We start from the raw sequence: 24,418 nt of genomic DNA, 5'->3' as shown, positions 1-24,418 counted from the left end.
CCTCGGTGCCGAACGGTTGTTTCCTCGGTGCCGAAACTACTGTTCCTCGGTGTCGAACAATGTCCTCCTCGGTGCCGAACATTCAACGCATCAGGAGGACTTTATATGAATAGAGATAAAAGTAACCATAATAATATGATATACAAAAAGTTAAGCCTATCCATCCTGTTGTTTGCCGCAGGTTTTCTAACCGCGTCGGCACAAAAGTCGCCACAGGATATGGATCGTTTCATCGACGTATTGATGAATAAAATGACGCTAGAAGAAAAAATCGGACAGTTAAACCTTCCTGTCACCGGAGAGATCACTACGGGACAGGCTAAAAGCAGCGACATCGCCGCAAAAATCAAGAAAGGCGAAGTGGGAGGATTGTTCAATCTGAAAGGAGTAGAGAAAATACGTGAAGTACAGAAACAGGCTGTGGAAGATTCCCGGCTGGGTATTCCGTTATTGTTCGGGATGGACGTTATTCACGGATACGAAACGATGTTCCCTATCCCGCTCGGTTTGTCTTGCACCTGGGACATGACAGCCATTGAAGAGTCTGCCCGCATTGCAGCCGTAGAGGCAAGTGCCGATGGAATCTCATGGACTTTCAGCCCGATGGTGGATATTTCACGTGACCCTCGTTGGGGACGCGTATCCGAAGGTAGTGGCGAAGACCCGTTTCTCGGTGCCATGATTGCCGAAGCAATGGTGCGCGGCTATCAGGGGAAAAACATGGAACGGAATGATGAAATCATGGCCTGCGTAAAACACTTTGCGTTATATGGGGCAGGCGAAGCCGGCCGCGACTATAACACCGTGGATATGAGCCGCCAACGAATGTTCAATGATTATATGCTGCCGTATGAAGCAGCCGTTGAAGCGGGTGTAGGCAGCGTGATGGCTTCTTTTAATGAAGTAGACGGTATTCCGGCCACTGCCAATAAATGGCTGATGACGGATATTCTCCGCGGACAGTGGGGATTCAACGGTTTTGTAGTGACTGATTATACGGGCATTTCAGAAATGATCGACCACGGTATCGGCGATCTTCAGACAGTATCCGCCCGTGCCATCAACGCCGGAGTGGATATGGATATGGTAAGCGAGGGTTTTGTAGGGACACTGAAGAAATCCGTTCAGGAAGGAAAAGTCTCTATGGAAACATTGAATACGGCTTGCCGTCGTATTCTGGAAGCCAAATATAAACTGGGATTGTTTGATAATCCTTATAAATATTGCGATCCGAAACGTCCGGCACGCGACATCTTTACCAAAGCCCATCGTGATGCAGCCCGCAGAATTGCAGCAGAAAGTTTCGTTCTTCTGAAGAATGACAGTCCCGACGGTAATCCGAACGGAAATCCGTTGTTGCCTTTCAACCCTAAAGGAAATATTGCAGTAATCGGTCCGTTGGCAAACAGCCGTAGCAATATGCCGGGTACATGGAGCGTAGCAGCTGTGCTCGACCGTTGCCCTTCTTTGGTAGAAGGATTGAAAGAGATGACAGCCGGAAAAGCGAATATCATGTACGCTAAAGGAAGCAACCTGATTAGTGATGCAAGTTACGAAGAACGGGCAACGATGTTCGGCCGTTCCCTGAACCGTGACAACCGCACCGACCAGCAGTTGTTGGACGAAGCATTGAACGTAGCCCGTCGGTCGGATATCATCATCGCAGCGCTAGGCGAATCTTCTGAAATGAGTGGTGAAAGCAGCAGCCGTACGGACTTGAATATTCCCGACGTACAACAGAATCTGTTGAAAGAGCTTTTAAAGACAGGCAAACCGGTGGTACTGGTGTTATTCACCGGACGTCCGCTTACGCTGAACTGGGAACAGGAGCATGTGCCTGCCATTCTGAATGTATGGTTCGGAGGTAGTGAAGCCGCTTACGCCATTGGTGACGCCCTCTTCGGTTACGTCAATCCGGGTGGAAAACTGACCATGACTTTCCCGAAGAATGTCGGCCAGATACCTCTTTATTATGCGCACAAAAATACCGGACGCCCATTGAAAGATGGCAAATGGTTCGAGAAATTCCGCAGCAACTATCTCGATGTGGATAATGATCCGCTTTATCCGTTCGGTTACGGCCTTTCTTATACGACATTCTCTTACAGTGACATCGACTTGAGTCATTCTTCCATGGACATGAACGGTTCGTTGACCGCGGCAGTGGAGGTTACCAATACCGGAACATGGCCCGGCTCGGAAGTGGTACAGCTTTATATCCGCGACGTTGTGGGTAGCAGTACCCGTCCCGTCAAAGAGCTGAAAGGTTTCCAAAAGATATTCCTCGAACCGGGAGAAATGAAGATTGTCCGTTTCAAGATTGCTCCGGAAATGCTTCGATACTATAATTATGACTTGCAACTGGTTGCCGAACCGGGCGACTTTGAAGTGATGATCGGTACGAACAGCCGTGATGTGAAAACCGCGAAGTTCACGTTAAACTAAACTTTTATCACCTTGATTATGAACGATAAATATAAAAGAATAATAGAAATGAGTGCACTTCCGCTCATGTTACTATTTCTATCCGCCGTTGCCCTGACTTTCCAGAGCTGTAAAGGGAAAAGCAAAAGCAACAACCTTTCCGCAGCCACCGACTCGTTATCGGACGACGCCCTGATGGATACCGTCCAGCGACGGACTTTCCTCTATTTCTGGGAAGGTGCCGAGCCGAATAGCGGCTTAGCTCCCGAACGTTATCATGTGGACGGCGTTTATCCAGAAAACGATGCCAACGTAGTCACTTCCGGCGGCAGCGGTTTCGGCATCATGGCTATCCTTGCGGGAATCGACCGCGGTTACGTCACCCGCGAAGAGGGACTGGCACGAATGGAACGCATCGTTTCTTTCCTCGAAAAGGCAGACCGTTTCCACGGAGCCTACCCTCATTGGTGGTATGGTGATACGGGCAAAGTGAAACCATTCGGTCAGAAAGATAATGGGGGCGATCTGGTAGAGACAGCTTTCCTCATCCAAGGGCTGCTGGCCGTACACCAATATTACGTCAACGGAAACGAGAAAGAGAAAGCCCTCGCCCAACGGATCGACCAGATTTGGCGGGATGTCGACTGGAACTGGTATCGGCAAGGCGGGCAAAACGTTCTTTACTGGCATTGGAGTCCAACGTATGGCTGGGAAATGAATTTCCCTGTACACGGCTACAACGAATGTATGATTATGTATATTCTTGCTGCTGCTTCTCCTACCCACGGAGTACCTGCGGCTGTCTATCATGACGGTTGGGCACAGAACGGGGCCATCGTTTCTCCGCATAAAGTGGAAGGAATCGAGTTGCACCTCCGCTATCAGGGCACCGAAGCCGGACCGCTTTTCTGGGCTCAATACTCTTTCCTCGGACTTGACCCGGTGGGACTAAAAGATGAATACTGCCCCAGCTACTTCCACGAAATGCGCAACCTGACACTGGTGAACCGTGCTTACTGCATCCGCAACCCTAAACATTACAAAGGTTTCGGACCGGATTGTTGGGGACTGACCGCCAGCTACTCCGTCGATGGATATGCGGCTCATTCGCCCAATGAGCAGGAGGACAAAGGAGTGATCTCCCCTACCGCCGCACTTTCATCCATTGTCTATACACCGGAATATTCCATGCAAGTGATGCGCCATCTATATGGTATGGGAGATAAAGTGTTCGGCCCTTTCGGATTCTACGATGCTTTCAGCGAAACGGACAATTGGTATCCGCAACGTTATCTGGCTATCGACCAGGGTCCTATTGCTGTCATGATCGAAAACTACCGGAGCGGATTATTGTGGAAACTCTTCATGAGCCATCCCGACGTACAGGCCGGATTAACCAAACTTGGTTTTAACACCAACAAGCAAGACGTGAGACAGAAATAAGAGGGAATCTCGGTGTGCGGAAGTGGTCTACTGACCACCTCCACCACCGGTGTTTCCACCTCCTCCGCCGCCACCTTTCACATCGTCATTGTCGATGCTTCGTGCGGCTTTCTTCACACTGGCTTTCAACTCTCCAAGCCGATAGCTAATACTGAAACCGTAATACCGGCTCGGATATTTGCTCGAACTCTTCGAAATAAAGTTAGCTCCTTCTGTGTGATTATTGTAAGTTCTGTATTTCTCCAGAACATTGCTACAATAAATATTCAAAGAAAGACGTTCTTCTTTCAAGAAAGAACGGCTCAATCCCAAACTATAATAACTATATCCTGAACCTTTTCCCTGCAAACTGATTCGGGGTGTGCTACCTCCGCCGTTCAGGCTCAAACGTACTTTTCCCGGTAAGGTCTGCTGAATTCCTCCATAAGCAGAAGCATTCCATCCATAATTGTGCAACTCTTGGGCAGGACTCCGCAAATCGCTATAATTGCCACGTCCATTGACGTAAATTCTCGTTTTAGGAGAAGCGTTCCAGTTCAAATAAAAGTTCAATCCTGTTTCCCGGCTCTTTCCGATATTACCGTATGTGCTATACAGTGCACCGTAGGGAGCTTTATGCCCGCCTTCTAAGATTTCTCCGTCTTTATCAGTAATCAAGCGGCTGATTCTTTCAATTCCATTGTTATTGAAAGAATGACGCAAAGAAATATTGATGTTGAACTTGGACGTAAAACTGCTGTAAGACAAGTCGAACGAATGACTCTTCTCACTCTTCAAGTTCGGATTTCCCTGATTGATAAACATCGGATTCTGATTATCGAAATAAGGATTCAAATTCCAGATACCCGGACGCCAGATACGCATATTATATCCACCACGCAAATTCTGCGTCTTTCCTAGTTTTATTCCCAAGGAAACGGAAGGAACCAGATCACTAAAATTCGAATCAAAGTTCTCGCCCGGACCCACCAGATACTTCACCTCTTGTATGGTTTGCTCATAACGTAATCCCGGTTTGAAAGTAAATCCCTTGTATTTCAGCGTATATCCGGCATAAGCAGAGAGAATATGATTCAAATGACGGTACTCGCTACTACGATTCTCATTATATGCATAGTTTTCACTTGCTCCCTCGGCTTCATAAAACCGATTATCACTGGAGTTACGTCGGAAAATATATTTGGCACCGGTTTCAATTGTATGCAGCTTTCCAATCGGAGTAGTATAGTCCACCTGGAAAGTCTGCTCCATCGTATTTGTCTTTCCGTCCGAATGGAAATTCTTTAATGACAATTCTTTGATGATATCCAGTTTATTCTCATCAGGCTCGATATCCAGATAAGTATTATATGAATCATTCGTTTGGGGTTGGGAATTGATTTTATAAGAAAGCGTAATCATTCGTTCTTTATTCTTTCGGGAAGTACGCTGATAGTCTATATTTCCGTTGATAGAATACCATGACCCTTTTCCATGATTGTCGGTTCTATAACGGTACGCAAAATCCTGTCGGTCAGCTCCGTGCATAATCGTATTTCCGTCACTGTTACTTTTGTCACTGCTGCCGTACATTCCGAAAGCCACGGTCAGCAGCCTCAACGTATCAATCTCGTAACTGGCTTCCAAATTGCCATACTGGAAATTCCCTTTCGACTTGGAGCTACTTTCCGATTCCAGATATTTTTCATTCTCTTTATCCGGTTCGTAGTTTTCGCGGTAACTATCGGAATAGCTGCGCGGGCTATTATTATAATTGTAGTTATAGTTGGCAGAAACAGTCAGTTTACCTTGTTTCACCATTGCGTAAGTGCCGGCACCTACTCCGTTATTATTAGCATTTCCTCTGAAAGTAGCCGTGTATCCTTCAAATCCGGAACCTACTGTGACGATATTCAGAATACCTCCGATACCTTCCGCATCATATTTAGCTCCCGGTGAAGTTATCACCTCAATATATTTGATCGTGTTTGCCGGCATACTTTTCAGTACTTCCTTCGGATTATTACTCATCATATTATTGGGCTTTCCATTTACATGTATCTTGAAACTGCTACTGCCGTTTACTTGTACATTGTCTTCTCCATCCACCGTTACCAAAGGCACTTTCCGAAGCATCTCCAATATACTGTTTGATTTTGAGTCCGGATCATCTTCAATATTATATTCAATCTTATCCACATCTACCTTTACCAAAGGTTTTTGTGCAACTACCTCCACTCCTTTCAATACGTTATTGGCCTCTGAAGAAATCATTGTGCCCAAGTCAACCTCCTTCACGGACGGTTTTAGAATAAATTCCTTTACTATCGGCGCTTTACCAATCGAAGAAATAGTGATGATGTAATTGCCCGCAGCGACATTCAGTTTCTCCTGAAATTTACCATTCGCCCCAGTCACCGCCATCTTGACTGCTTTATCCGGAGCATTTTTCTTTGCTATTTTGATGGTAGCATACGGTTCTCCCTCTTGTGTTAAAGAATCAATAAGTACTCCTTTGACTGTATAAGAAGGAGCTGTGGATTTTTGTGCCCACCCCGCCACGGAGGTAGTGAATACGAATAGAATTAGTAGTAACAGTCTGTGTTTCATGACTAGAAATATATTAGTTTATGTTTATTAGACGCAAGACATTCAAAAATGCTGCAAATTCGAGAGCCAAAAGTAGTTGGTTTATCTACACTTACGAATTTTTCGGAGTTAAGAATATAAAACGAATGGATAAAAAATCTTACTACAGTATATTTCTAGTATTTTTAAACATTTCTATTTAGGGATATCTTTAAATATAACTATTCATGGGCATCTTTAAATTTTCTATTCAAGAGTACTTTTAGACATTTCCGCTCAACGGTATCGGTTATTCCTTATTTAAAAGGAGATAGAATGGTATTTACCGTCGTATCAACCATATCAGCCGCCTTAAGTGAGCGCAGATTCTTCCAACCCAGCAGGTACTAAAGTTCTCTTCATATTTCGTGAACACTTTCTCACAATCCCGGAGCCGGCTGTTTTGCCTTTTCATAGCTGTTTGTATCTCTTTCATTCGAGCTATTTGCTCTCTTTGATACAAGAGTTCTTTGTCTTGACAGCCAATAATTTCAGCATATAAGTTACAGATATTTGCTTTTTCAATACATAGGTCTTCCAATGTGTCGATATACTCGGCTGTAACTCGATCCTTATTCTGATGCAGGAATCCGATAAGGCTTTCTTCATCAACAGTGGTGATACCTTTCTCATACGACATCGGGAATCTTTTCATATCCGCCCAAAGCCAAATTACTTCTTTGTTGATTCCATACTTGGCCGCCGCTTCTTCTACGCTAATCCATTTTGGCATAATGCTTTTGTTTTAATGTGTTCCACAATAAAAATGGAGTATTATTTTGTTTATGTGGCACAACGTGCATCCACGTTTTCTGTATTTCGGGCGGACGGGGAATTGTTTAGGTTAGACTTTTAGGGGTAATCATAACCGACCGGACACAAAAAAGACGTGAATGCTGTTGCACCATTATCTCCACTCGAGGTCTTAGCATACCCTATAGAAAGACAATGATAACAACAGACATCCACGCCAATCGTTTATATATAACACATCTCCAACGGATATGTTGATATAAAGCCGTTCGCGTGGAATATCTGTTGAATCATCTCTCCTCTATATGAAATTGCTAAGTTTCGAGTGGGAGAGACAATACATTACATATTCCATTTAGTAATATATACCGCTTTCTACTAATTTCATCACGCTGATGAGCAGAAACCGTATGACAAAGATATACATATTTTTTTAAATGTGGTGGAAATATGGAAATAAATGCTGGAAGTTATGTATATTCAACAAGCCGACTCAATTGTAATTCTTGGAGGATTTGGTTTAGCACAGCCATATCCCTAAAATTAGATTCATTCCTGCACTGATTTGAGCCGAAATATGATCTCACAATATTTCACTAGAGATTTAAAAAGTGAAAATTTGCTGTCATCTGTCACCTATTTGCATTTAAACATCTGATTATAAACGCACTATAATGTGACGGCAACCTGTGACAACACGGTGACAGCATCTTTGTTATCACCGAAGAAAGTTCTAAGTTAGTTTCTCTAACTTGAAACTTTAGTTTCAGCAATGAGAAACTAGAGTTTCAAACGTGCGACACTAGGGTTTCTAGTAAATGAAACTAGGGTTTCAAGGCTTGAAACTGAAGTTTCTAAGGCGGGAAAGCAAATACTTCCTTACGGCTAAGAAATATGAACGATGTAAGTTGTGATTCTTAAGAAAGAGAGAAGGAAAAGAAACGGTGACAGCAAAAGTGCTATCACCGTGTTGTCACACACTGCTGTCACATCATAATATATTTGTAATTAGACATTTAAACACAAACAGGTGACAGATGACAGCAAATTTTCACTTTTTAAATCTCTAGTAAAGTGTTGTGAGATTATATTTCAGCTCATTCCTACACGATTTTACTCATTTCCGTACCGTTTTGATTCTTTTCACCACAGAGGACACGGAGGACACAGAGGTTATAATTATCTATGAATTAGAACTTTGAAACCTCTGCGTCCTCCGTGTCCTCTGTGGTGAAACAGTTCATTTATGCACCGAAATAAATCTATTTTTAAGGATGTGATTGTCCTGAATCAAATCCCCCAATTTCCAGACTGCGCCAGCAAGCTCTCTCATACATAAAAATGAAAATCCTCTTTCAATCTATCACCACTCTGTAAATACAATGAATAAAGAGTTTCAGAACGATGGTGATAGGTTGAAAGAGGTATTGACAAAATCAATAGGGAAAGAAAGAATTATACTTCCTCTACAATTTTCCAATCACCAATACTTCTTGTCGCACTATCGAAGTTAACTCCTACTTTTACAACTTTCCGATGATCAGGCTGATAAGGAATAATATACCCCTTACTATTTATTTGCTCCAGTGCTTCCTCCGGAGTTCCATCTACCTTAAATTCAAAGACATAAATGGCATCTTGCATCTTTACTACCACGTCTGCCCGTCCGATTGCACTTTTCACCTCTGTATCTACATACTGCCCCATCAAACGGAACAACAAATAGAAAATTGTCTGATAATGTTTTTCCTGCTTATTTTCCAAATCATTGGGAATTGAAGCAAAGAAAGACCTTATTCTCTCCAGACATTCGGTCAGTTTTCCGGCACGCAAATCCTTGATAAAAGAGACTACATAAAAGGTATTCTCACGGGCAGGTAAATGCACATACGCGGGCATAAGAGATTCTATGAATCCTTTCCGCACTTCTTTGTTAGGATAAGCCAATGTGTAGAGTTGGAACTCCGGATCATATCCCTTGATGGTAAGATAGCCGCTTTGATAAAGTACAGGAAGAGGATCGGTAATAACACTCGTTGGCGCATCAAACTGTTCTGCAGTAGCCGTTGCACCATCCAATTCGCGAATATCAAAATTACTCTGCTGCAATATATTAATTAAAAAAGTAGGTGTCCCGGTAGAAAACCAGAAATTGGCATATTTCTTCTGTGCAAAAGCATTGAACAAACTGAATGGATTGTAAATGTCTTCGCAGTTCTCACTAAAATGATACCCGTCATACTGCTGCTTCAAATGCGTACAAGCCTCCTCGTAGGTTTCATTATTAGCCTGTGCCATCATTTCAATATCAGTTTTCAATTGTGTACGCAATTCCCGTTCGGTTATGCCACAGATAGCACTATAATCATCTCTCATGCTGATATTCTGCAAATTATTCAGTTCACTGAAAATACTCATTTGACTGAATTTGCTAATACCTGTCAGGAAAAGGAAACGAAGATATTCTCCTTGCGCTTTCAAGGGACTAAAGAATTTCCGCATTTCTTCTCGAAGTTCATTTTGCAGTTCCGGCAAATGGTTACTGTCTAATAAAGGAGCATCGTATTCGTCGATAAGTACTACTACCGGTTTGCCCGTCTGTTCATAAGCACGACGAATCACTCCCCGGAAACGTTCCGCAGGCGTACCTTCTACTTCTTCCTTTCCATAGAGTTTTTCCCAATCGTATAGGTTCAGATTCAACTGTCCCAAAAGGTCGGAAAGTGCTGTGTACTTTGTCATACTGAAATCAAGGTGCAACACCGGATAGACATTCCACTCTTTCTCCAAACGCTCCATTGCCAAACCTTGAAACAAGTCCTTCTTCCCCCGAAAATAAGCATCAAGAGTGGACACCAGCAAACTTTTTCCAAAACGACGGGGACGACTCAAAAAATAAACCTTATTGGTATTAGCCAAACGATAAATCAACTCCGTCTTATCTACATAAACGTTGTTATTATTGCGTAAGTCTTCAAAATTCTGTATCCCTATCGGGTATATTCTGAAAGTAGTATCAGTAGTATCCATAATGCCTATTCTTATAAAATTGAAATGTAGACAAATATAGGCATTAAAATATAGACTTCAAACAGTACGTACTGTTTTCTACACTCCATTCAGTTAAAAGCAACTATACTTATACTTTCCTCTTTTTAAAAGCAATGAAGTACCCGGAAATTTATTACCTTTGTGTAATTGATTTATAAAACCGGAGTATATGAGCACTAAAATTTATCCCATCGGCATACAGAATTTCGAAAAGATTCGTAATGACGGCTATTTATATATTGATAAAACGGCATTGATGTATCAAATGGTAAAAACCGGTAGTTACTATTTCTTAAGCCGCCCGCGCCGCTTCGGAAAGAGTCTGCTCATCTCTACTCTTGAAGCCTATTTTCAAGGAAAAAAAGAACTGTTTACAGGACTGGCTGTAGAAAGGTTGGAAAAGGATTGGATTAAATATCCGATACTACATCTGGACCTTAATATCGAAAAATATGATACGCCGGAAAGTCTGGATAATATACTCGAAAAATCGTTGACTGCATGGGAAAAGCTCTATGGTGCCGAGCCATCCGAACGCTCATTTTCTTTGCGTTTTGCCGGTATCATAGAACGCGCCTGCAAGCAGGCAGGACAACGCGTAGTTATTTTGGTAGATGAATACGACAAACCCATGTTACAAGCTATCGGCAATGAAGAGTTGCAAAAACAATTCCGGAATACCTTAAAACCATTCTATGGGGCACTCAAAACAATGGATGGCTATATAAAGTTCGCGTTCTTGACCGGCGTTACAAAGTTCGGCAAAGTCAGTGTGTTTAGCGACTTGAATAATTTGGATGACATCTCAATGCGAAAAGATTATATTGAAATCTGCGGTGTCAGCGATCAGGAGCTTCATGAAAACTTAGATATCGAACTTCATGAGTTTGCAGAGACGCAAAGTTTGTCGTATGACAAACTCTGTACAAAACTAAAAGAATATTATGATGGCTATCATTTTACACATAATTCTATCGGTATATATAATCCGTTTAGTCTGCTCAACGCTTTCAAATATAAAGAATTCGGCAGTTATTGGTTTGAGACGGGGACACCTACCTATCTGGTTAAGTTACTAAAAAAGCATCATTATGATCTGGAACGGATGGCACACGAAGAAACTGATGCACAAGTACTGAATAGCATCGACTCCGAATCAACCAACCCGATTCCAGTGATTTACCAAAGCGGATACCTCACCATTAAAGGATATGACGAACGTTTTGGCATATACCGTTTAGGTTTCCCCAACCGTGAAGTAGAAGAAGGATTCATTCGCTTTCTGTTTCCTTTTTACGCGAATGTGAATAAGGTGGAATCCCCATTTGAAGTTCAAAAATTCGTCCGTGAAGTAGAAACGGGAGATTATGATTCTTTCTTCCACCGCCTGCAGAGTTTCTTTGCCGATACGACTTACGAAGTAATCCGGGAGCAAGAACTACATTATGAGAACGTACTTTTCATTGTTTTCAAATTGGTTGGTTTCTATACCAAAGTGGAATACCACACCAATAACGGACGTGTAGATCTCATTCTGCAAACAGACAAATTCATTTATATTATGGAATTCAAGCTAAACGGAACAGCAGAAGAGGCTTTGCAGCAGATTAACAACAAACGCTATGCGCTGCCTTTCGAAGCGGATGGACGCAAACTATTCAAGATAGGAATTAACTTCAGTGAGAAAACCCGTAATATCGAGAAATGGGTGGTAGCATCCTGAAGTATACCCTGCCTTGACAAAGAGACTGTTATTATTAACGTGGTGATCTTATTCCAATCCCGGCCACGCTTTTGTTGAATACGTAGCCTCAAGCGCATTTTCTAAATTATCATTCAGATTCGGAAAGAAGTCAATTCCTGTCTTTTTTTCCAGTTCGTCTATTGATAATGCATAATCAACTAACTTTGTTGATTTCGGAGAGTCGGTATGCTCCATCCAAAAAGCGATCGCTTTGAATGAATCTCCTTTTTTAAACAACAAAGCCATATAATAATATCTAGGAATGGGCTTGCTACGGTCGTTACTAATATATCCTCTGATCTGATCTTCCTTATCAATCGTTCCTCCTTTTACTACATACAAAGTATCTGAAGCTGTACAGCTACGCCCCCATGATTGCACTTGTCCCTCCAAAGTCAACCAAATGCCTGTATTAAATTTATTTCGTTGAGGACTCATATTAGTGTAATAAAAAGTCTGTTCATTTACCTCACGTGAATAAAGTCTGTCGGCGGAAGCACAAAGATGTCCTCTGTCATAACCTTGTTTTCCAAAATCTGCTTGTACACGTTGATACTGTGAACCAATAGCAGGATCAGCATCAAAAGGCTCATCACTACGTGATACATTTTGCTGTTTTGTTTGATTGTCAAACCGGAATGCAATCCAACGGGAATGTTTCTTACTCTTATCGTATTCCATACTGAAAGAGGTTACTTTCTGCCCATTGAATGTGGTATAATGAGTTACAAACACATCGTTTGCACCATTACGAAGGGCAGGGAGTTCTACGATGCCGGTGGCAAAATTATTGGAGTTGTTGTTTTCATCTTTATCACAAGCAGCTAAAAGCAAACACAAACAAGCTACCCACACATTAATTCCTCTATACTTCATTTCCTTCTTCCTAAACATTAAATTATAATTAATCATCAAAAGATGAAAAGCTGCCACTCTTGTGGAGGGCAGCTTTCTTGTATCTTACAACTATTTTTTATTTCCCCACCTCTGTAATACTAGTTGGAGATTTCAATCCAGGAGTACTAAAATAGTTTTCCAAATTAGCCTGAATAATAACCTGTTTTCCAAGCTTGTCTGGATTCGTTTTCAATGCCCACGCTGTACGGATAGCCCCAGAAGGCAGCTGTACAGGAACCAGTTTATTAACTTCTGTCTCACCTTGTTTGTCAGCAACTACAATATTAGTATCTACACTAAAATTAGATGTTTGAATTTTACTCATCGCACCATCTGCAGCACCAACAATATAAGCCTTTACATAAAAAGGACCTTTCCGAGTACTATTAAGTGTTATTACATCTGCAGCAGAATATGGATGTGCTTCTGTTCCATCAGCATCACCCGGTTCAGGATCAGGTTCTTCCACACCTCCTACAATACCTCCATCTTCAGTTTTTAAACTAACATCGTCTACTAACAAATCTTTTCCTGGATTTCCCGAATTCATGATAACCAAGCATATCTTTTGTTCTCCACTTAAAGTAAATGTAAAGCTTTTCGTAACCCAATCTTCATTAGATATACCATTTACATAATCAGCATCATATACATAACTTCCAGCTTTACCAGTCTCATCAACAAGAACATAGCCTAAACGAGCACTTGCTATATCTGCTGTAGCAGCCTTAAAATAAGCAGAGAACATATAAGTACCAGCTTTTAATGTCATTTCTGCGCTACCAAGCCGCTTATTACTTGATGAAACTCCCTTTACTAAAACAGAATACGTACCACTCCGTTTATCAGTAGACTGTTCAAGAGTCGCATTACCAGCTGTAGATGTAGACTTCCAACCTATCGGATATCCATCTGCCCAGTTTTCAAATCCTCCATTAGTTAATAACTCTGTACCTTCTCCCGGGGTTTCTCCACCACCTTGGCCTTTTCCTGCTTGAATATCATCTAAACGATAGCTTAAAGCTTCTGTGCTACTTGTACTAGTATATTTGAATCCAACAAAACCCGTTTGTCCTGCATAACTATCCAACTTAGCTTCCAATGGCACCCATGTGTTATCAGTTGTAGGCATCCCATCAATTGTCAGCTTACTAGATTCCATCTTACCATTCACTAATTTCAAGAAGTAAACTTCCAAATTAGAATTAGCAGCTGCTGTTGCATAATTATAAACCGCACACTTGAAAGAGACAGTCTTATCTGCGATTTCATCAACCTTAAAAGCCGGAGTTACGAACCAACATTCAAAATTACTACCTGAAGCATTGTAAGAAGTAGCCTGAATATATTTATCTGTATTATTAAAGATTTTTCCTTGCCAACGTCTGCCACCAGTAACAGCTACATTATACCAGTTTGTCAAAAGATAATCGTTATTATTTACTGCATCATCAAAAGTAGCAGAGAATGAGTTCACAGGATTAGAATCATCCAGTCCGAGAGGATTATCCGGATCTGTTTCACCACTTCCACCAACATCTTTACCATCTAATGTCGCTGCAGTTGTACTCTTCACTCCTGGAAATCCATAGAATTTTTCCAATGAACCCTGGATAGCAAGAATATGTCCCAAATTAGTGGCATTTTCTGCAAGGTTTAATTTCGAATACAGCTCTGTTCCAGAACTTAATTGCACGCAAACACAATTCTTTACATTTGTCTCTGTTGCACTAGCAGCTATCAACAGATTATTTTTAGCTGTAAATGGTGCTGCAAATTTTGCACTTCCAGAAGGATCTTCGTAATTTTCTACAGTACCCACAATATATCCTTGCACCCAAGCAATTGTACCGTCTTGTTTCTGTTGTGCTGCTTCTATGCTATATGGATTTTCTTTCGTACCATCACCCGTCAATCCCGGAACATCACCTTCTCCCAATATATCATAAGGAGCCGGTACATCACTACATGAACTAAATGTGAACACCGCAAGCAGTGTCAAGAATAAAGCATTTAGAATCTTTTTCATAATTATATGTGTTAATTGAATTAATTATTTCGTTTGATATCGCTTAAAGTACGAACAACAACCTCCCACTGGTTATTGTAACGCAACAAAATACCTGTAATATTTACACTACCTTGCGGCATTACTTCCATTGAAAAGTTTGCATAAGCACTGGTATAAAGGAATAGATTACTTCCACTCTGCGTTCCGTCAGCATAAGTGAAATAACGTTTTACCGAACCTTCATCTCCTGGAGCATAAGTCGCTGTTCCATCTGCTTCGGAAAGTTTTATATCTTTGAAAGTAACCAGTACCGGAGCTTCTTTCAAGTCTATAGCAGCAAGATCAGCTGGAGTAGTAATTTCAATCGGTGTTAGTTCTGGATAGTATAATTTAGGTTCATTAATCAGACGTACATGTTGTTTCCACACATATTCCGGCATACGGCCTACAGAATTATTATATACTGTTCCGATCTGTGCCTGTTTACGATAGCTACCTATCTGCAAACCCTTACAGTCGATTACCACTTTCTGTCCTACCGGGCAGAATGCATACAATCCGGTTGCATTAACACCAATAACGATAGCACCTGTCTCATCTGCTACCACCAGCTTCTTATATAAGTTCCCACTTTCATCATCGCAGGTAATCACTCCTTCAATGCGCGTTTCACCTTCGATAGTGGTATAGGTATCTTTACTTGTATCAATGAAATCATTGTATTTCTCTTTCAGCGCAGCTATTGAAATGGTGCGTCCTTCCGGGATTGAATTATTGCCATAAGCATTTCCCGTCACCGGATCATCATAGTTCTCACAGGAAGTGAGACCTGCGCCACATAGCAGCAATCCGGTACATAATATAGATAGTAATTTCTTCATAATTGTTTCTTCCTTTCTTATTGTTTTGGATTGATAACTACACATTCTTAAAATCTATAACCAATGTTCAAGAAAGCGTTGAACGGGAATGCGTAGAAATACTTAGAGTTCTTAGAAAACTTGTAAACACGTGCGTCACCGTCTTTGTAATTATCATCACGGTTCTGTTCGAAACCACCTGTACGCAAATCTGTATTGTTCAAGATATTAGTCAAACTCAAATTAAGGCTAATGCTCTTTCCATTGCGTAAACGAATGTATTTTCCGATGGAAGCATCCAACATAAATCCACCATCCAGTTTCTCCTGACCCGGTACATGGAGAACCGGATTTCCATTAGCATCTACGCCGGCACCATTTTTATCCAATACGCTGCCAAGACGACGATAGCTTGAGAAATCGATATATACACGATCATAATAGTTTCCGGTCAAATTGAAGAACCAACCTTTTACGTTATAATCCAAAGCAAGGCTATAAGCAGAAAGCGGAGTACCATTAGCACGCATACCTTTAGCATAAACACGATCGAGGTTTGACTCATTCTCACTTTCATATGTCAATACAGCATCCGGATTATTGGTGTATTTAGCCTCACTCCAAGTACCGATAGCCGTCAATGAAAGTTCGCTTGTCAACTTAAAGGTAGCCGCTGCTTCTATTCCCCAATGTTCCTTTTCAATGCCATTCATAGAAAGATAAGTGAAACGTGCTTCGCTATCATTATAAAAAGCATCCATTTCTACCTCATTCTGGAAGCGAGTGTAATAACCAGTCAAACGTCCCATCACCCATGGAGTGTTGAAGTTATAAGTCAAATCACCACCAATGATGCGTTCTGTTTTCAAGTCTCTCACAAAGTCATTCTTAATACGTGGAGCAATAAAAGAGTTATAGGCCAACGGTGCACGTTCTTCATATCCGGCATTCAACGTGAAGGAATGGTTACCATTGATAGCCCAATTCAAACCAGCTTTTATACCTCCTTCAAGGAATTTAGCCGTACCGCTGCTACCAAGTGATTTCAACGGAGCACGTCCGTTTCTCATCAATCCATCGCGGAACATCTGTGTAGATCCTATCTTACCGGAAGCAAAATAATTTAATGACCCGCCATTGTTACCCTGATAACGCACCCATGCACTCTGCTTATTCACATAGATGTTATAATCATAACCAAATTTATCACCTTCACCAATACGGCGGTTAGGATTATCAAGATCATTTTGCACCATACTGGAACTAGCTCCATGATCGCGCACTGCAAATTTGTCGACGTCAGTATAAAGCTGTCCGCCCAGCAAATCCTTCATTTTTTTATAATGCATCCCTTTGGTTGTATTCACGGCAACTCCCGCAATGTAGCTGTTGTGTTCATTCCATTGATGATTGAATACCGAACTAAGGTTGAAAGCCAACTGATCGTCATGACGTTCTTCTACATAATAAAGTGTCTCTTTACCTAATGCATTCGCCTGTTTATTAGCAAAATAAAGAGCATCCCAATCTAACTGACGATAAGCTTTATTATTTTTCCAATTATCTGTGACTTCATTAAACTGCTGCAATTCATCGGCAGTAGGAACAGATTCCCATACATCAAAGATTGAGCTAGGCAACTTTTTATAATAATCCGGGCGTGGATCGGCCGCATTACCATTCCAACCTAGAGCACTTTTCCCATAGTTGGAATATTTGAATCCGGCACTTGTCACTAATTTCTTATTATCATCAATAGTGAAATTCCATGAAGCAATAGCCGATGGTTCGAACTGACGTACAATACGTGCATTTCGTTTTTCTCCATTCTGATATCCCCAGTTCGGATTATAATAATGACTGTTCGCTAAATAATAAGCTTCTTCGGTTGCCGCCATTTGCTGTCCTCTCTCTGTCGGTGTTCCCCAAGTTGCCAAAGAGAGACTATGGCGTTCGTTGAATACTTTCTCCGCACCGAGGAAATAAGAAAAAGAATTATATTTGATTCCTTCAATATTTCCCTCATTACCCCAGCGATAACCCAATGATCCGGTAAATGCCCAACCATTGTTCATCAGACCTGTAGAATAAGTATACATTCCACGCAAAATGTAGTTGCGGTTACTACCTGACAGTGTTAGTTTTGAGCCGGCCGCATATTGGCTGGCACGTAAATTGATATTGGTGGCACCTCCTATCGCGCCAAAAGTAAAGTTGTTAAATTCAAAAGGACCGATCCCTTCCTTATTACGGGTAGCATCGTTCAATCCTCCTATTAATCCGTAGCTGAAACGTCCTGTTTCTGCATCATTAAACTGTACCCCATTGATATACATGTCACTGTACTGGGAATCATATCCCCTTACACGAAATCTCATTGGGCTAAACAGATAACCTACATTTGACAGATAAACATCATTGTTAGAAGTGACCAATGCAGATGTGCTCTGTGCTGCATCATCATCCTCATTCAATTGTGATTCTGTAAACATGAAAGAAGCATTGTCCTCACGGGCGTTTTGCTTTGCCTTTTGCTGCGCAAAAAGTGCTGGCATTAAGCAAAATAGCACGATCGCTAACCCTAGTCGTTGTTTCATAATTTAATTTATATTAATGTTAATTGGTCTTTCATTTTGCAACATAAAAGAAATATGTTGTTACGCAAAATAACAAAGAATTTTATATATAACAATGTTTTTTGCAAAAAAAGTAACTAGCAAGGGTGGTTTTTCCGTTTTCTTTTTAGATATTTGTCATACAAATGACAAATTACCCACTTTTAAAATCAATTTTAAAGATGAAAAAAAGCTTAATGACTTTAGGTGTACTCGCTCTTTTTGTCCTCATGGCCTACGGACAAGAAAAGAAATTTGCCCTCTACAGTGTAGCGTTCTACAATATGGAGAATTTGTTTGACACCATTCATGATGAAGGTAAGAATGACTACGAGTATCTTCCTAACGGTACTAATCAGTGGAATACGATGAAGTATAAGGCTAAGCTGAAAAACATGTCGGAAATATTAAGTATGTTAAGTACCGACAAGTTACCAATGGGTCCCGCCATTATCGGCGTTTCTGAAATCGAAAATTACAGAGTATTGGAGGACATACTGAAACAACCTGCTTTAGCGGACAGAGGGTACCAATATGTTCACTACGAAGGAGCAGACCAACGTGGTGTGGACTGTGCTTTCTTCTATAATCCCAAATTGTTTGAACTGACAAATAGTAAACTCGTACCTTATGTATATATCAATGATACGGTGCATAAAACACGTGGTTTCTTGATTGCCAGCGGTAATATCGCAGGTGAGAAAATGCACTTTATCGTCAATCACTGGCCTTCGAGAGCTGCCGCTTCTCCGGTGCGTGAACGCGCAGGGGAGCAAGTTAGAGCGATCAAAGACTCACTGTTAAGGGAAGACTCCGCAGCCAAAATTGTTATCATGGGGGATATGAACGATGACCCGATGGATAAAAGTATGGCTGTAGCACTTGGAGCTAAGCGGAAACCTGCTGATGTAGGTCCTACAGACTTGTACAATCCGTGGTGGGATACTTTGAAGAAAGGATACGGAACTCTGATGTACAAAGGTAAATGGAATTTGTTCGATCAAATTGTATTCACCGGGAATTTGTTGGGCACTGACCGCAGTACACTGAAATTCTATAAACATGAAATCTTCCGCCGTGATTTCATGTTCCAAAAAGAAGGGAAATATAAAGGATATCCTAAACGGACGCAAGCAGGTGGTGTATGGTTAAACGGATATAGCGATCACTTGCCTACTATTATTTATCTAATTAAAGAAGTGAAATGACAAAAGCATTATTTAAACTATTCATCCTGTTCATAGCCTGTAGCACTGCAATCTCATGTAGTGAGCAGGATTCGCCTGAACTTCCGGACAATCCGGGCAATACCAATCAAGGAATTGCCTCTATTGACCAAACGCAAATCAATGCAAATGGAGGCGGATTTATCATCCGTGTAAAAGCTGATGGCACATGGCAGGCTTCAAGCAGTGAGACTTGGTGTACATTGAGTAGAGCATCTGGCAATGGAAATGGCTCTATCAGTGGATATATGAAAGCAAATACCGGAGCTGAACGAAGTGTCATTATTACAATCATAGCAGGGAAAGAAAAAGCAGAGTTTACACTCAAACAATTAGCAGGCAATGGCTCAAATCCAGATCCTGATCCAGACCCGGAAAAGCCTTCAGGATATGCAGGGAGGATTGAAATTCCAGCTTTGCGTTCTGGAGATATGTATAAGTTCATCACACACACTACTAAAGAGAATAACAAAGAGATTATTACTTATAGCTATGAGTATGATTGTAACAAAATGCATTCTCGTTGGGTCGCATGCACTTTTAGCACCGCCACTTCTGACCAAGATGCAGGAAGAAATGAGAACTTTACAGAAGATCTTTCATTACCTCCAGCATACAGACTTGGAGAAAAAGCTTTTTCTGGTTCTAACTACAGTAGAGGACATTTAATAGCTTCCGAAGACAGACAATATTCAGTAGCAGCCAACAAAAAAACATTCTACATGTCAAATATGAGTCCACAAATTCAAGATGGATTCAACGGAGGTATTTGGCTAAATTTAGAAAGACAAGTTCAAAGTAAAGGCTATAGCATTACTAATTCAAAAGATACATTATATGTAGTAAAAGGGGGAACAATTAGGGATGACCAGATACTAAAATATATATCTGATGGCTCTCATAATATAGCCGTTCCCAAATACTATTTTATGGCACTGTTATCCCTTAAAGATGGAAAATATTCTGCCATAGGGTATTGGTTTGAGCATAAATCTTATAATAGTAAAGAACCCTTTTCTAAATATGAGGTTACTATAGACGAGTTAGAAGCTAATACGGATATTGATTTTTTCCCTAATCTTCCTTCCGATATAGAAAAAGACGTAGAAAAGAGTAAAGACAACTGGAAATGGTAACAAGTCATACCACTACTTAAAGGTATTCAACAAATATCTCAACCTTGAATTTAAATGAAGAGTAAGTTCCTTTTTAATGAAATTTACTCTTCATTTTTTATCCATTTCACTTTATCGAGTATAGTCGATAAAAACACCTCTATTTTATCGATTATATTCGACAAAATAGAAAATTACTAGAACTAAGACCAATGAAAAACGATCAATTGCTCCCTTTTCTTAAATATAAAAGAACAGCAACAAAACGAGATTACAAGTAATTACCACACCGAATCCTCCCAAAATCCAAGGACGAAGTTTACTCCCCTTCCCTGCAAAGAATAGAGCATAGAACATATTTACCATTATATTACTAATGATAGCCTGCATACTACAAGCAGTAATTATCAATGCAGCCACACTACCTGTATTTTGCAACAAGTTTAATATAAAAGGAGTTATATCACTAAAACCGGAAACAAAAGACAAGAGATTTAATCCGCCTGTGCCCGCATACACTAACGTATAGTGAGTTAAGAAAGTGAATATCACAAAGAGTACGGCAAAAATCAAAGCAACTTTAAATTCCAACGGGTTGCTACTATCATCTTCTTCTGTTTCAGCAGGCTGGTCTTCCGGTCGTTTTTGTCGGGAATGGATAAACCAGGCAACAATAGCCGCCACCACCGCCATAGTCAACAGATACGGATAAATAGACAGAAAGATTTCTCTACTGAAAATAAGTATCAGTATCATAAATCGCAGAAACATCATGCTGACAGCCAGCAGCATGGCAGCAACATAATCAGTAGCTTCCTGTTCAGAGGCTTTCCGGCTTTTACGGGCAAGTACCGAGATCGTAGCCGTACTGCTGTATAATCCACCAATAATACCGGATACTAACGTTCCGGATTCATGGAATACATACCTTTTTAATAGATAAGAGAGATAGGAAATACCGGATACTACTACCGTTGCCAACCAGATAGAATAAGGAGTAAGATTAATATCCGGAATCAGATTCTTATGCGGAAGCATCGGTAATATGATACCACTGATAGCCAAGAACTTGGCTAACGTAATCATTTCATCATTCTTCATCCGTTGCGCAAACTCCGTAAAAGTATGTTTGAGTTCAGTCAGCAGGAGCACAGTCACAACTACCATAACATAAAACCAGGAAGGTTGGGTAGCTACGATAGGAGCCATACAATAAGTAATCAGAGCAATAATGATGGTAGTTACACCAAAAACATGAAATTGTGATTGCTTTACATAATAGTTTAATCCCAACAGCAATCCCAATACCGCTCCACCTCCCATAAACAGGCGCATATCCGTAGGGTCTAAGATATAAAGCAAGTAACCCAGTATACCAATAAAGGTAAAAGTGCGGTCGGTTCCGAAAAGAGTAGTTTCCCCCTCACGCTTCAGACTGATTCGACGTTGCGAAAGTCCGATTAATAAAGAAAACAAGGTTACTAAAACAAAAGTAACCAATTCACGCGGCACATAACTGTACAACTGTTCCATATCCATATACTGCTCTCTTTTTTATATAAGAACAAATATACGGTTTATTTGTTAACGCTCACCACGTTTTATACGGTTTTTTCATTAGCTGTGAGTTATAGTAGCGTATGTCGCCCGTTACCTCCTCACCGATAAAGTCGGGTTTTACAAAAGCCTCATCTTCCGATTCCAACTCTACTTCTGCCACAATAAGTCCTTCATTCTCACCATAAAACTCGTCGACTTCAAATACATGTTTGCCACTACGTACCAAATAACGGGTCTTGTCAATAATCCCCGGTTCGCAAAGCCTCATCAATTCTTCTGCTTCTGATAAGGCCAGCTCCTTTTCCCATTCATAACGACTGGTACCGGAAGCATTAGAAGCTCCCTTTATTGTCAGATAACCTTTTTCATCCCGAATACGAACCCGGACAGTACGCCCGCGAGCACTACTGATATACCCCTGCACAATATGACTCTGCGCAAAAGCCGAAGACTTGAATTCACCGATAACTAAAAATTTACGTTCTATTTCCTGTGCCATGGCACAAAGATAAATTAAAAATTGAGAATTAAAAAATGATAGTTTGATACCTCACATCATGTATCAGAAAACTACAATTCTTAATTCTCAATTTTCAAGTCTCTATTTATTTCAGAATCTCGTCATGAACTCAATCACGATTTTGTCCCGTTCCGATTCTTTTGGAACGCCGGAGTTCTTATAGAAATATTTCTCGAAGTTCAGTCGGAGGTCGGCAATGAAAGCTTTGGAAAGACTTAATGTGATTCCGCCTGTCACACGATGTCGGGCATAATCATTTATAATCAAAGCTTTTGTCGTTTCATCCATCTTACCATCACTATGATCGGTCATCATATCATAGCGAGCCAGGAAGGAGATTTTATTGAATACTTTCTTTAATGGTAAATCGTAATTAATAAAACTATTCACCGCATGAACATCTTTAAATGCTTCGTGACCGTACATTTTATATAAATATTCCGCCTCAATATGAAAACGGTCATTCTGATAATAGACACCGGCATCGTACATATTAATCCGCACATTTTCCGGTTTTATCATTTGGGTGCTAAGTGTCAGATTCCAGTTCTTATTAGGCAGTAACTGCGCTTTTATGGAGTAATTCAGCGTTTTATGCCATTCTTTCTGATTTGTCAGACCGGAGCCGTTAAACAATCCCCCTTCAAGAATAAATGGGAAACCGTCTTTATTCGTATAACCAGCCGTCAAACCGACATCACGCACATTTCCTACTTGCTTGGCAATGAATGAACGGTTGGCAAAATACTGCTGATGTGGTGAGCGGTGAGCATCTATCGTGAAAGGAACGCGCATCTGACCGATCGTAAAATTCAGGTCTTTCACCGGAAAAACACGTGCATACGCATCAAGCATCTTGATAGAGCCTTCATCGGAAAGGTCGATTTCCGCTTTATAAGCAACTATCGGATGCACATTTCCCGAAACACTGAAGCGTGCATTACGTACTTCAAAACGGCTTTCACTTGTTTCTGTCTGGTATTCGTACTTTCCCCGGATTGTTCCGTGAATCTCCGGCAGATAATCCTTAAACTCCATGGTCTGTTTATCCAGCATCTTACCATCCCCTGCATCTTCTTTTGCCTGTCCAAAGGCCATTGTCGCCAGCAAAAGCATAACGACGGTTGTTCTGATTCTACTCATTTCAGTTGTCTGCTACTAAATTCACGGCAAAAGTACAACTGTGAGGATACACGGAGATGACAAATTAACTACGGGAAAATGACAGAAAAGTTACATTTATATTACAGAGAACACAAATGCATTACAAAACAAAGAGTTTGCCACAAATTACGCAGATTAACACAGATCGGATTTGATATTCATCCTATCAATAACCAAACAATCTGGGTTAACCGTATAATTTGTGGCGAACTTATCAGCCGAAAAAGGAAAATGCGATCAGCATAATCAATGCCAAAATAATTAATGAGACGAACACTATTTTGACAACCTTCTGGGCTTGTTCTTCTTCTTTCTTACTAATTGCTACTTTTTTCTTCACCTTACCCATAATAGTTAGCTTTAAAGTTCAACGCTAACAAAGTAAGTACAAATCTATTAACTTTCCAAAAATAATTCTTGCTAATTTT

At 40.8% G+C, this 24,418-nt stretch carries 15 protein-coding genes; 5 read left to right on the top strand and 10 right to left on the bottom strand.

Annotated elements, in window-relative coordinates; genetic code table 11:
* Positions 1 to 135: 135 nt before the first annotated feature.
* Together bglX and BSAG_RS20875 are read left to right on the top strand one after the other, a co-directional pair.
* The gene (gene bglX, locus BSAG_RS20870; RefSeq protein WP_008019975.1) at positions 136 to 2,445 is read left to right on the top strand and encodes a beta-glucosidase BglX; all 2,310 of its coding nucleotides are present in this window, start codon (positions 136 to 138) and stop codon (positions 2,443 to 2,445) included.
* A gap of 48 nt (positions 2,446 to 2,493) precedes the next feature.
* The gene (locus BSAG_RS20875) at positions 2,494 to 3,867 is read left to right on the top strand and encodes a glucoamylase family protein (RefSeq protein WP_008024291.1); all 1,374 of its coding nucleotides are present in this window, start codon (positions 2,494 to 2,496) and stop codon (positions 3,865 to 3,867) included.
* Between the two features lie 27 nt (positions 3,868 to 3,894).
* On the opposite strand, the gene BSAG_RS20880 is transcribed toward BSAG_RS20875, so the two are convergent.
* The 3 genes from BSAG_RS20880 to BSAG_RS20890 all read right to left on the bottom strand — a co-directional run bounded on the left by BSAG_RS20880 (position 3,895) and on the right by BSAG_RS20890 (position 10,257).
* Positions 3,895 to 6,456: an outer membrane beta-barrel family protein gene (locus BSAG_RS20880; RefSeq protein ID WP_008019973.1), complete on the bottom strand. Its 2,562-nt coding sequence runs from the start codon at positions 6,454 to 6,456 to the stop codon at positions 3,895 to 3,897.
* A 301-nt stretch (positions 6,457 to 6,757) separates the two neighbouring features.
* Entirely contained in the window at positions 6,758 to 7,207 is a 450-nt protein-coding gene (locus tag BSAG_RS20885) for a hypothetical protein (protein ID WP_004305184.1), read from the bottom strand.
* A gap of 1,475 nt (positions 7,208 to 8,682) precedes the next feature.
* On the bottom strand, positions 8,683 to 10,257 hold the full coding sequence (locus tag BSAG_RS20890) for an ATP-binding protein (protein ID WP_004313876.1): 1,575 nt from the start codon (positions 10,255 to 10,257) through the stop codon (positions 8,683 to 8,685).
* Between the two features lie 190 nt (positions 10,258 to 10,447).
* Here BSAG_RS20890 and BSAG_RS20895 point away from each other — a divergent pair, with 190 nt between their 5' ends.
* Entirely contained in the window at positions 10,448 to 12,001 is a 1,554-nt protein-coding gene (locus tag BSAG_RS20895) for an ATP-binding protein (protein ID WP_004313875.1), read from the top strand.
* A gap of 48 nt (positions 12,002 to 12,049) precedes the next feature.
* Here BSAG_RS20895 and BSAG_RS20900 read toward each other — a convergent pair whose 3' ends face one another.
* The 4 genes from BSAG_RS20900 to BSAG_RS20915 all read right to left on the bottom strand — a co-directional run bounded on the left by BSAG_RS20900 (position 12,050) and on the right by BSAG_RS20915 (position 18,387).
* Entirely contained in the window at positions 12,050 to 12,898 is an 849-nt protein-coding gene (locus tag BSAG_RS20900) for a DNA/RNA non-specific endonuclease (protein WP_004313874.1), read from the bottom strand.
* A 97-nt stretch (positions 12,899 to 12,995) separates the two neighbouring features.
* Positions 12,996 to 14,948 carry a DUF6359 domain-containing protein gene (locus BSAG_RS20905; protein WP_008770405.1) on the bottom strand — a complete coding sequence of 651 codons (1,953 nt, stop codon included), beginning with the start codon at positions 14,946 to 14,948 and terminating at the stop codon, positions 12,996 to 12,998.
* Between the two features lie 20 nt (positions 14,949 to 14,968).
* A complete protein-coding gene (locus BSAG_RS20910) occupies positions 14,969 to 15,811 on the bottom strand; it encodes a DUF5689 domain-containing protein (RefSeq protein WP_004313872.1) in 843 nt (280 codons plus the stop codon).
* A gap of 47 nt (positions 15,812 to 15,858) precedes the next feature.
* Positions 15,859 to 18,387, bottom strand: a complete 2,529-nt coding sequence (locus BSAG_RS20915) for a TonB-dependent receptor (protein ID WP_008770406.1) — start codon at positions 18,385 to 18,387, stop codon at positions 15,859 to 15,861.
* A gap of 200 nt (positions 18,388 to 18,587) precedes the next feature.
* Between BSAG_RS20915 and BSAG_RS20920 the strand changes: the two genes are divergently transcribed.
* Positions 18,588 to 19,613 (top strand): endonuclease, encoded by a 1,026-nt coding sequence (locus tag BSAG_RS20920; protein WP_008770407.1) that lies wholly within the window; start codon positions 18,588 to 18,590, stop codon positions 19,611 to 19,613.
* Positions 19,610 to 20,767 carry a DNA/RNA non-specific endonuclease gene (locus BSAG_RS20925; protein WP_004313869.1) on the top strand — a complete coding sequence of 386 codons (1,158 nt, stop codon included), beginning with the start codon at positions 19,610 to 19,612 and terminating at the stop codon, positions 20,765 to 20,767. Before BSAG_RS20920 ends, BSAG_RS20925 begins: the two co-directional genes overlap by 4 nt.
* A gap of 219 nt (positions 20,768 to 20,986) precedes the next feature.
* Here BSAG_RS20925 and BSAG_RS20930 read toward each other — a convergent pair whose 3' ends face one another.
* The 3 genes from BSAG_RS20930 to BSAG_RS20940 all read right to left on the bottom strand — a co-directional run bounded on the left by BSAG_RS20930 (position 20,987) and on the right by BSAG_RS20940 (position 23,969).
* Positions 20,987 to 22,279 carry an MgtC/SapB family protein gene (locus BSAG_RS20930; protein WP_032811178.1) on the bottom strand — a complete coding sequence of 431 codons (1,293 nt, stop codon included), beginning with the start codon at positions 22,277 to 22,279 and terminating at the stop codon, positions 20,987 to 20,989.
* 58 nt (positions 22,280 to 22,337) lie between these two features.
* On the bottom strand, positions 22,338 to 22,805 hold the full coding sequence (locus BSAG_RS20935) for a CYTH domain-containing protein (RefSeq protein WP_004305204.1): 468 nt from the start codon (positions 22,803 to 22,805) through the stop codon (positions 22,338 to 22,340).
* Between the two features lie 111 nt (positions 22,806 to 22,916).
* Entirely contained in the window at positions 22,917 to 23,969 is a 1,053-nt protein-coding gene (locus BSAG_RS20940; protein WP_008770408.1) for a porin, read from the bottom strand.
* Positions 23,970 to 24,418 lie beyond the last annotated feature (449 nt).

Source organism: Bacteroides sp. D1 (genome assembly GCF_000157095.2).
Lineage (GTDB): Bacteria > Bacteroidota > Bacteroidia > Bacteroidales > Bacteroidaceae > Bacteroides > Bacteroides xylanisolvens.
Note: the sequence above shows the minus strand (reverse complement) of the source record. Positions and strands in the feature narration are given on the sequence as shown.

Bases quoted from the DNA above. Each gene is read 5' to 3' on its own strand.
- BSAG_RS20920 (WP_008770407.1), top strand. From the start codon at position 18,588: ATGAAAAAAAGCTTAATGACTTTAGGTGTACTCGCTCTTTTTGTCCTC.
- BSAG_RS20885 (WP_004305184.1), bottom strand. From the start codon at position 7,207: ATGCCAAAATGGATTAGCGTAGAAGAAGCGGCGGCCAAGTATGGAATC.
- BSAG_RS20880 (WP_008019973.1), bottom strand. From the start codon at position 6,456: ATGAAACACAGACTGTTACTACTAATTCTATTCGTATTCACTACCTCC.
- BSAG_RS20935 (WP_004305204.1), bottom strand. From the start codon at position 22,805: ATGGCACAGGAAATAGAACGTAAATTTTTAGTTATCGGTGAATTCAAG.
- BSAG_RS20875 (WP_008024291.1), top strand. From the start codon at position 2,494: ATGAGTGCACTTCCGCTCATGTTACTATTTCTATCCGCCGTTGCCCTG.
- BSAG_RS20915 (WP_008770406.1), bottom strand. From the start codon at position 18,387: ATGAAACAACGACTAGGGTTAGCGATCGTGCTATTTTGCTTAATGCCA.
- BSAG_RS20930 (WP_032811178.1), bottom strand. From the start codon at position 22,279: ATGGAACAGTTGTACAGTTATGTGCCGCGTGAATTGGTTACTTTTGTT.
- BSAG_RS20890 (WP_004313876.1), bottom strand. From the start codon at position 10,257: ATGGATACTACTGATACTACTTTCAGAATATACCCGATAGGGATACAG.
- bglX (WP_008019975.1), top strand. From the start codon at position 136: ATGATATACAAAAAGTTAAGCCTATCCATCCTGTTGTTTGCCGCAGGT.
- BSAG_RS20925 (WP_004313869.1), top strand. From the start codon at position 19,610: ATGACAAAAGCATTATTTAAACTATTCATCCTGTTCATAGCCTGTAGC.
- BSAG_RS20940 (WP_008770408.1), bottom strand. From the start codon at position 23,969: ATGAGTAGAATCAGAACAACCGTCGTTATGCTTTTGCTGGCGACAATG.
- BSAG_RS20910 (WP_004313872.1), bottom strand. From the start codon at position 15,811: ATGAAGAAATTACTATCTATATTATGTACCGGATTGCTGCTATGTGGC.
- BSAG_RS20900 (WP_004313874.1), bottom strand. From the start codon at position 12,898: ATGAAGTATAGAGGAATTAATGTGTGGGTAGCTTGTTTGTGTTTGCTT.
- BSAG_RS20895 (WP_004313875.1), top strand. From the start codon at position 10,448: ATGAGCACTAAAATTTATCCCATCGGCATACAGAATTTCGAAAAGATT.
- BSAG_RS20905 (WP_008770405.1), bottom strand. From the start codon at position 14,948: ATGAAAAAGATTCTAAATGCTTTATTCTTGACACTGCTTGCGGTGTTC.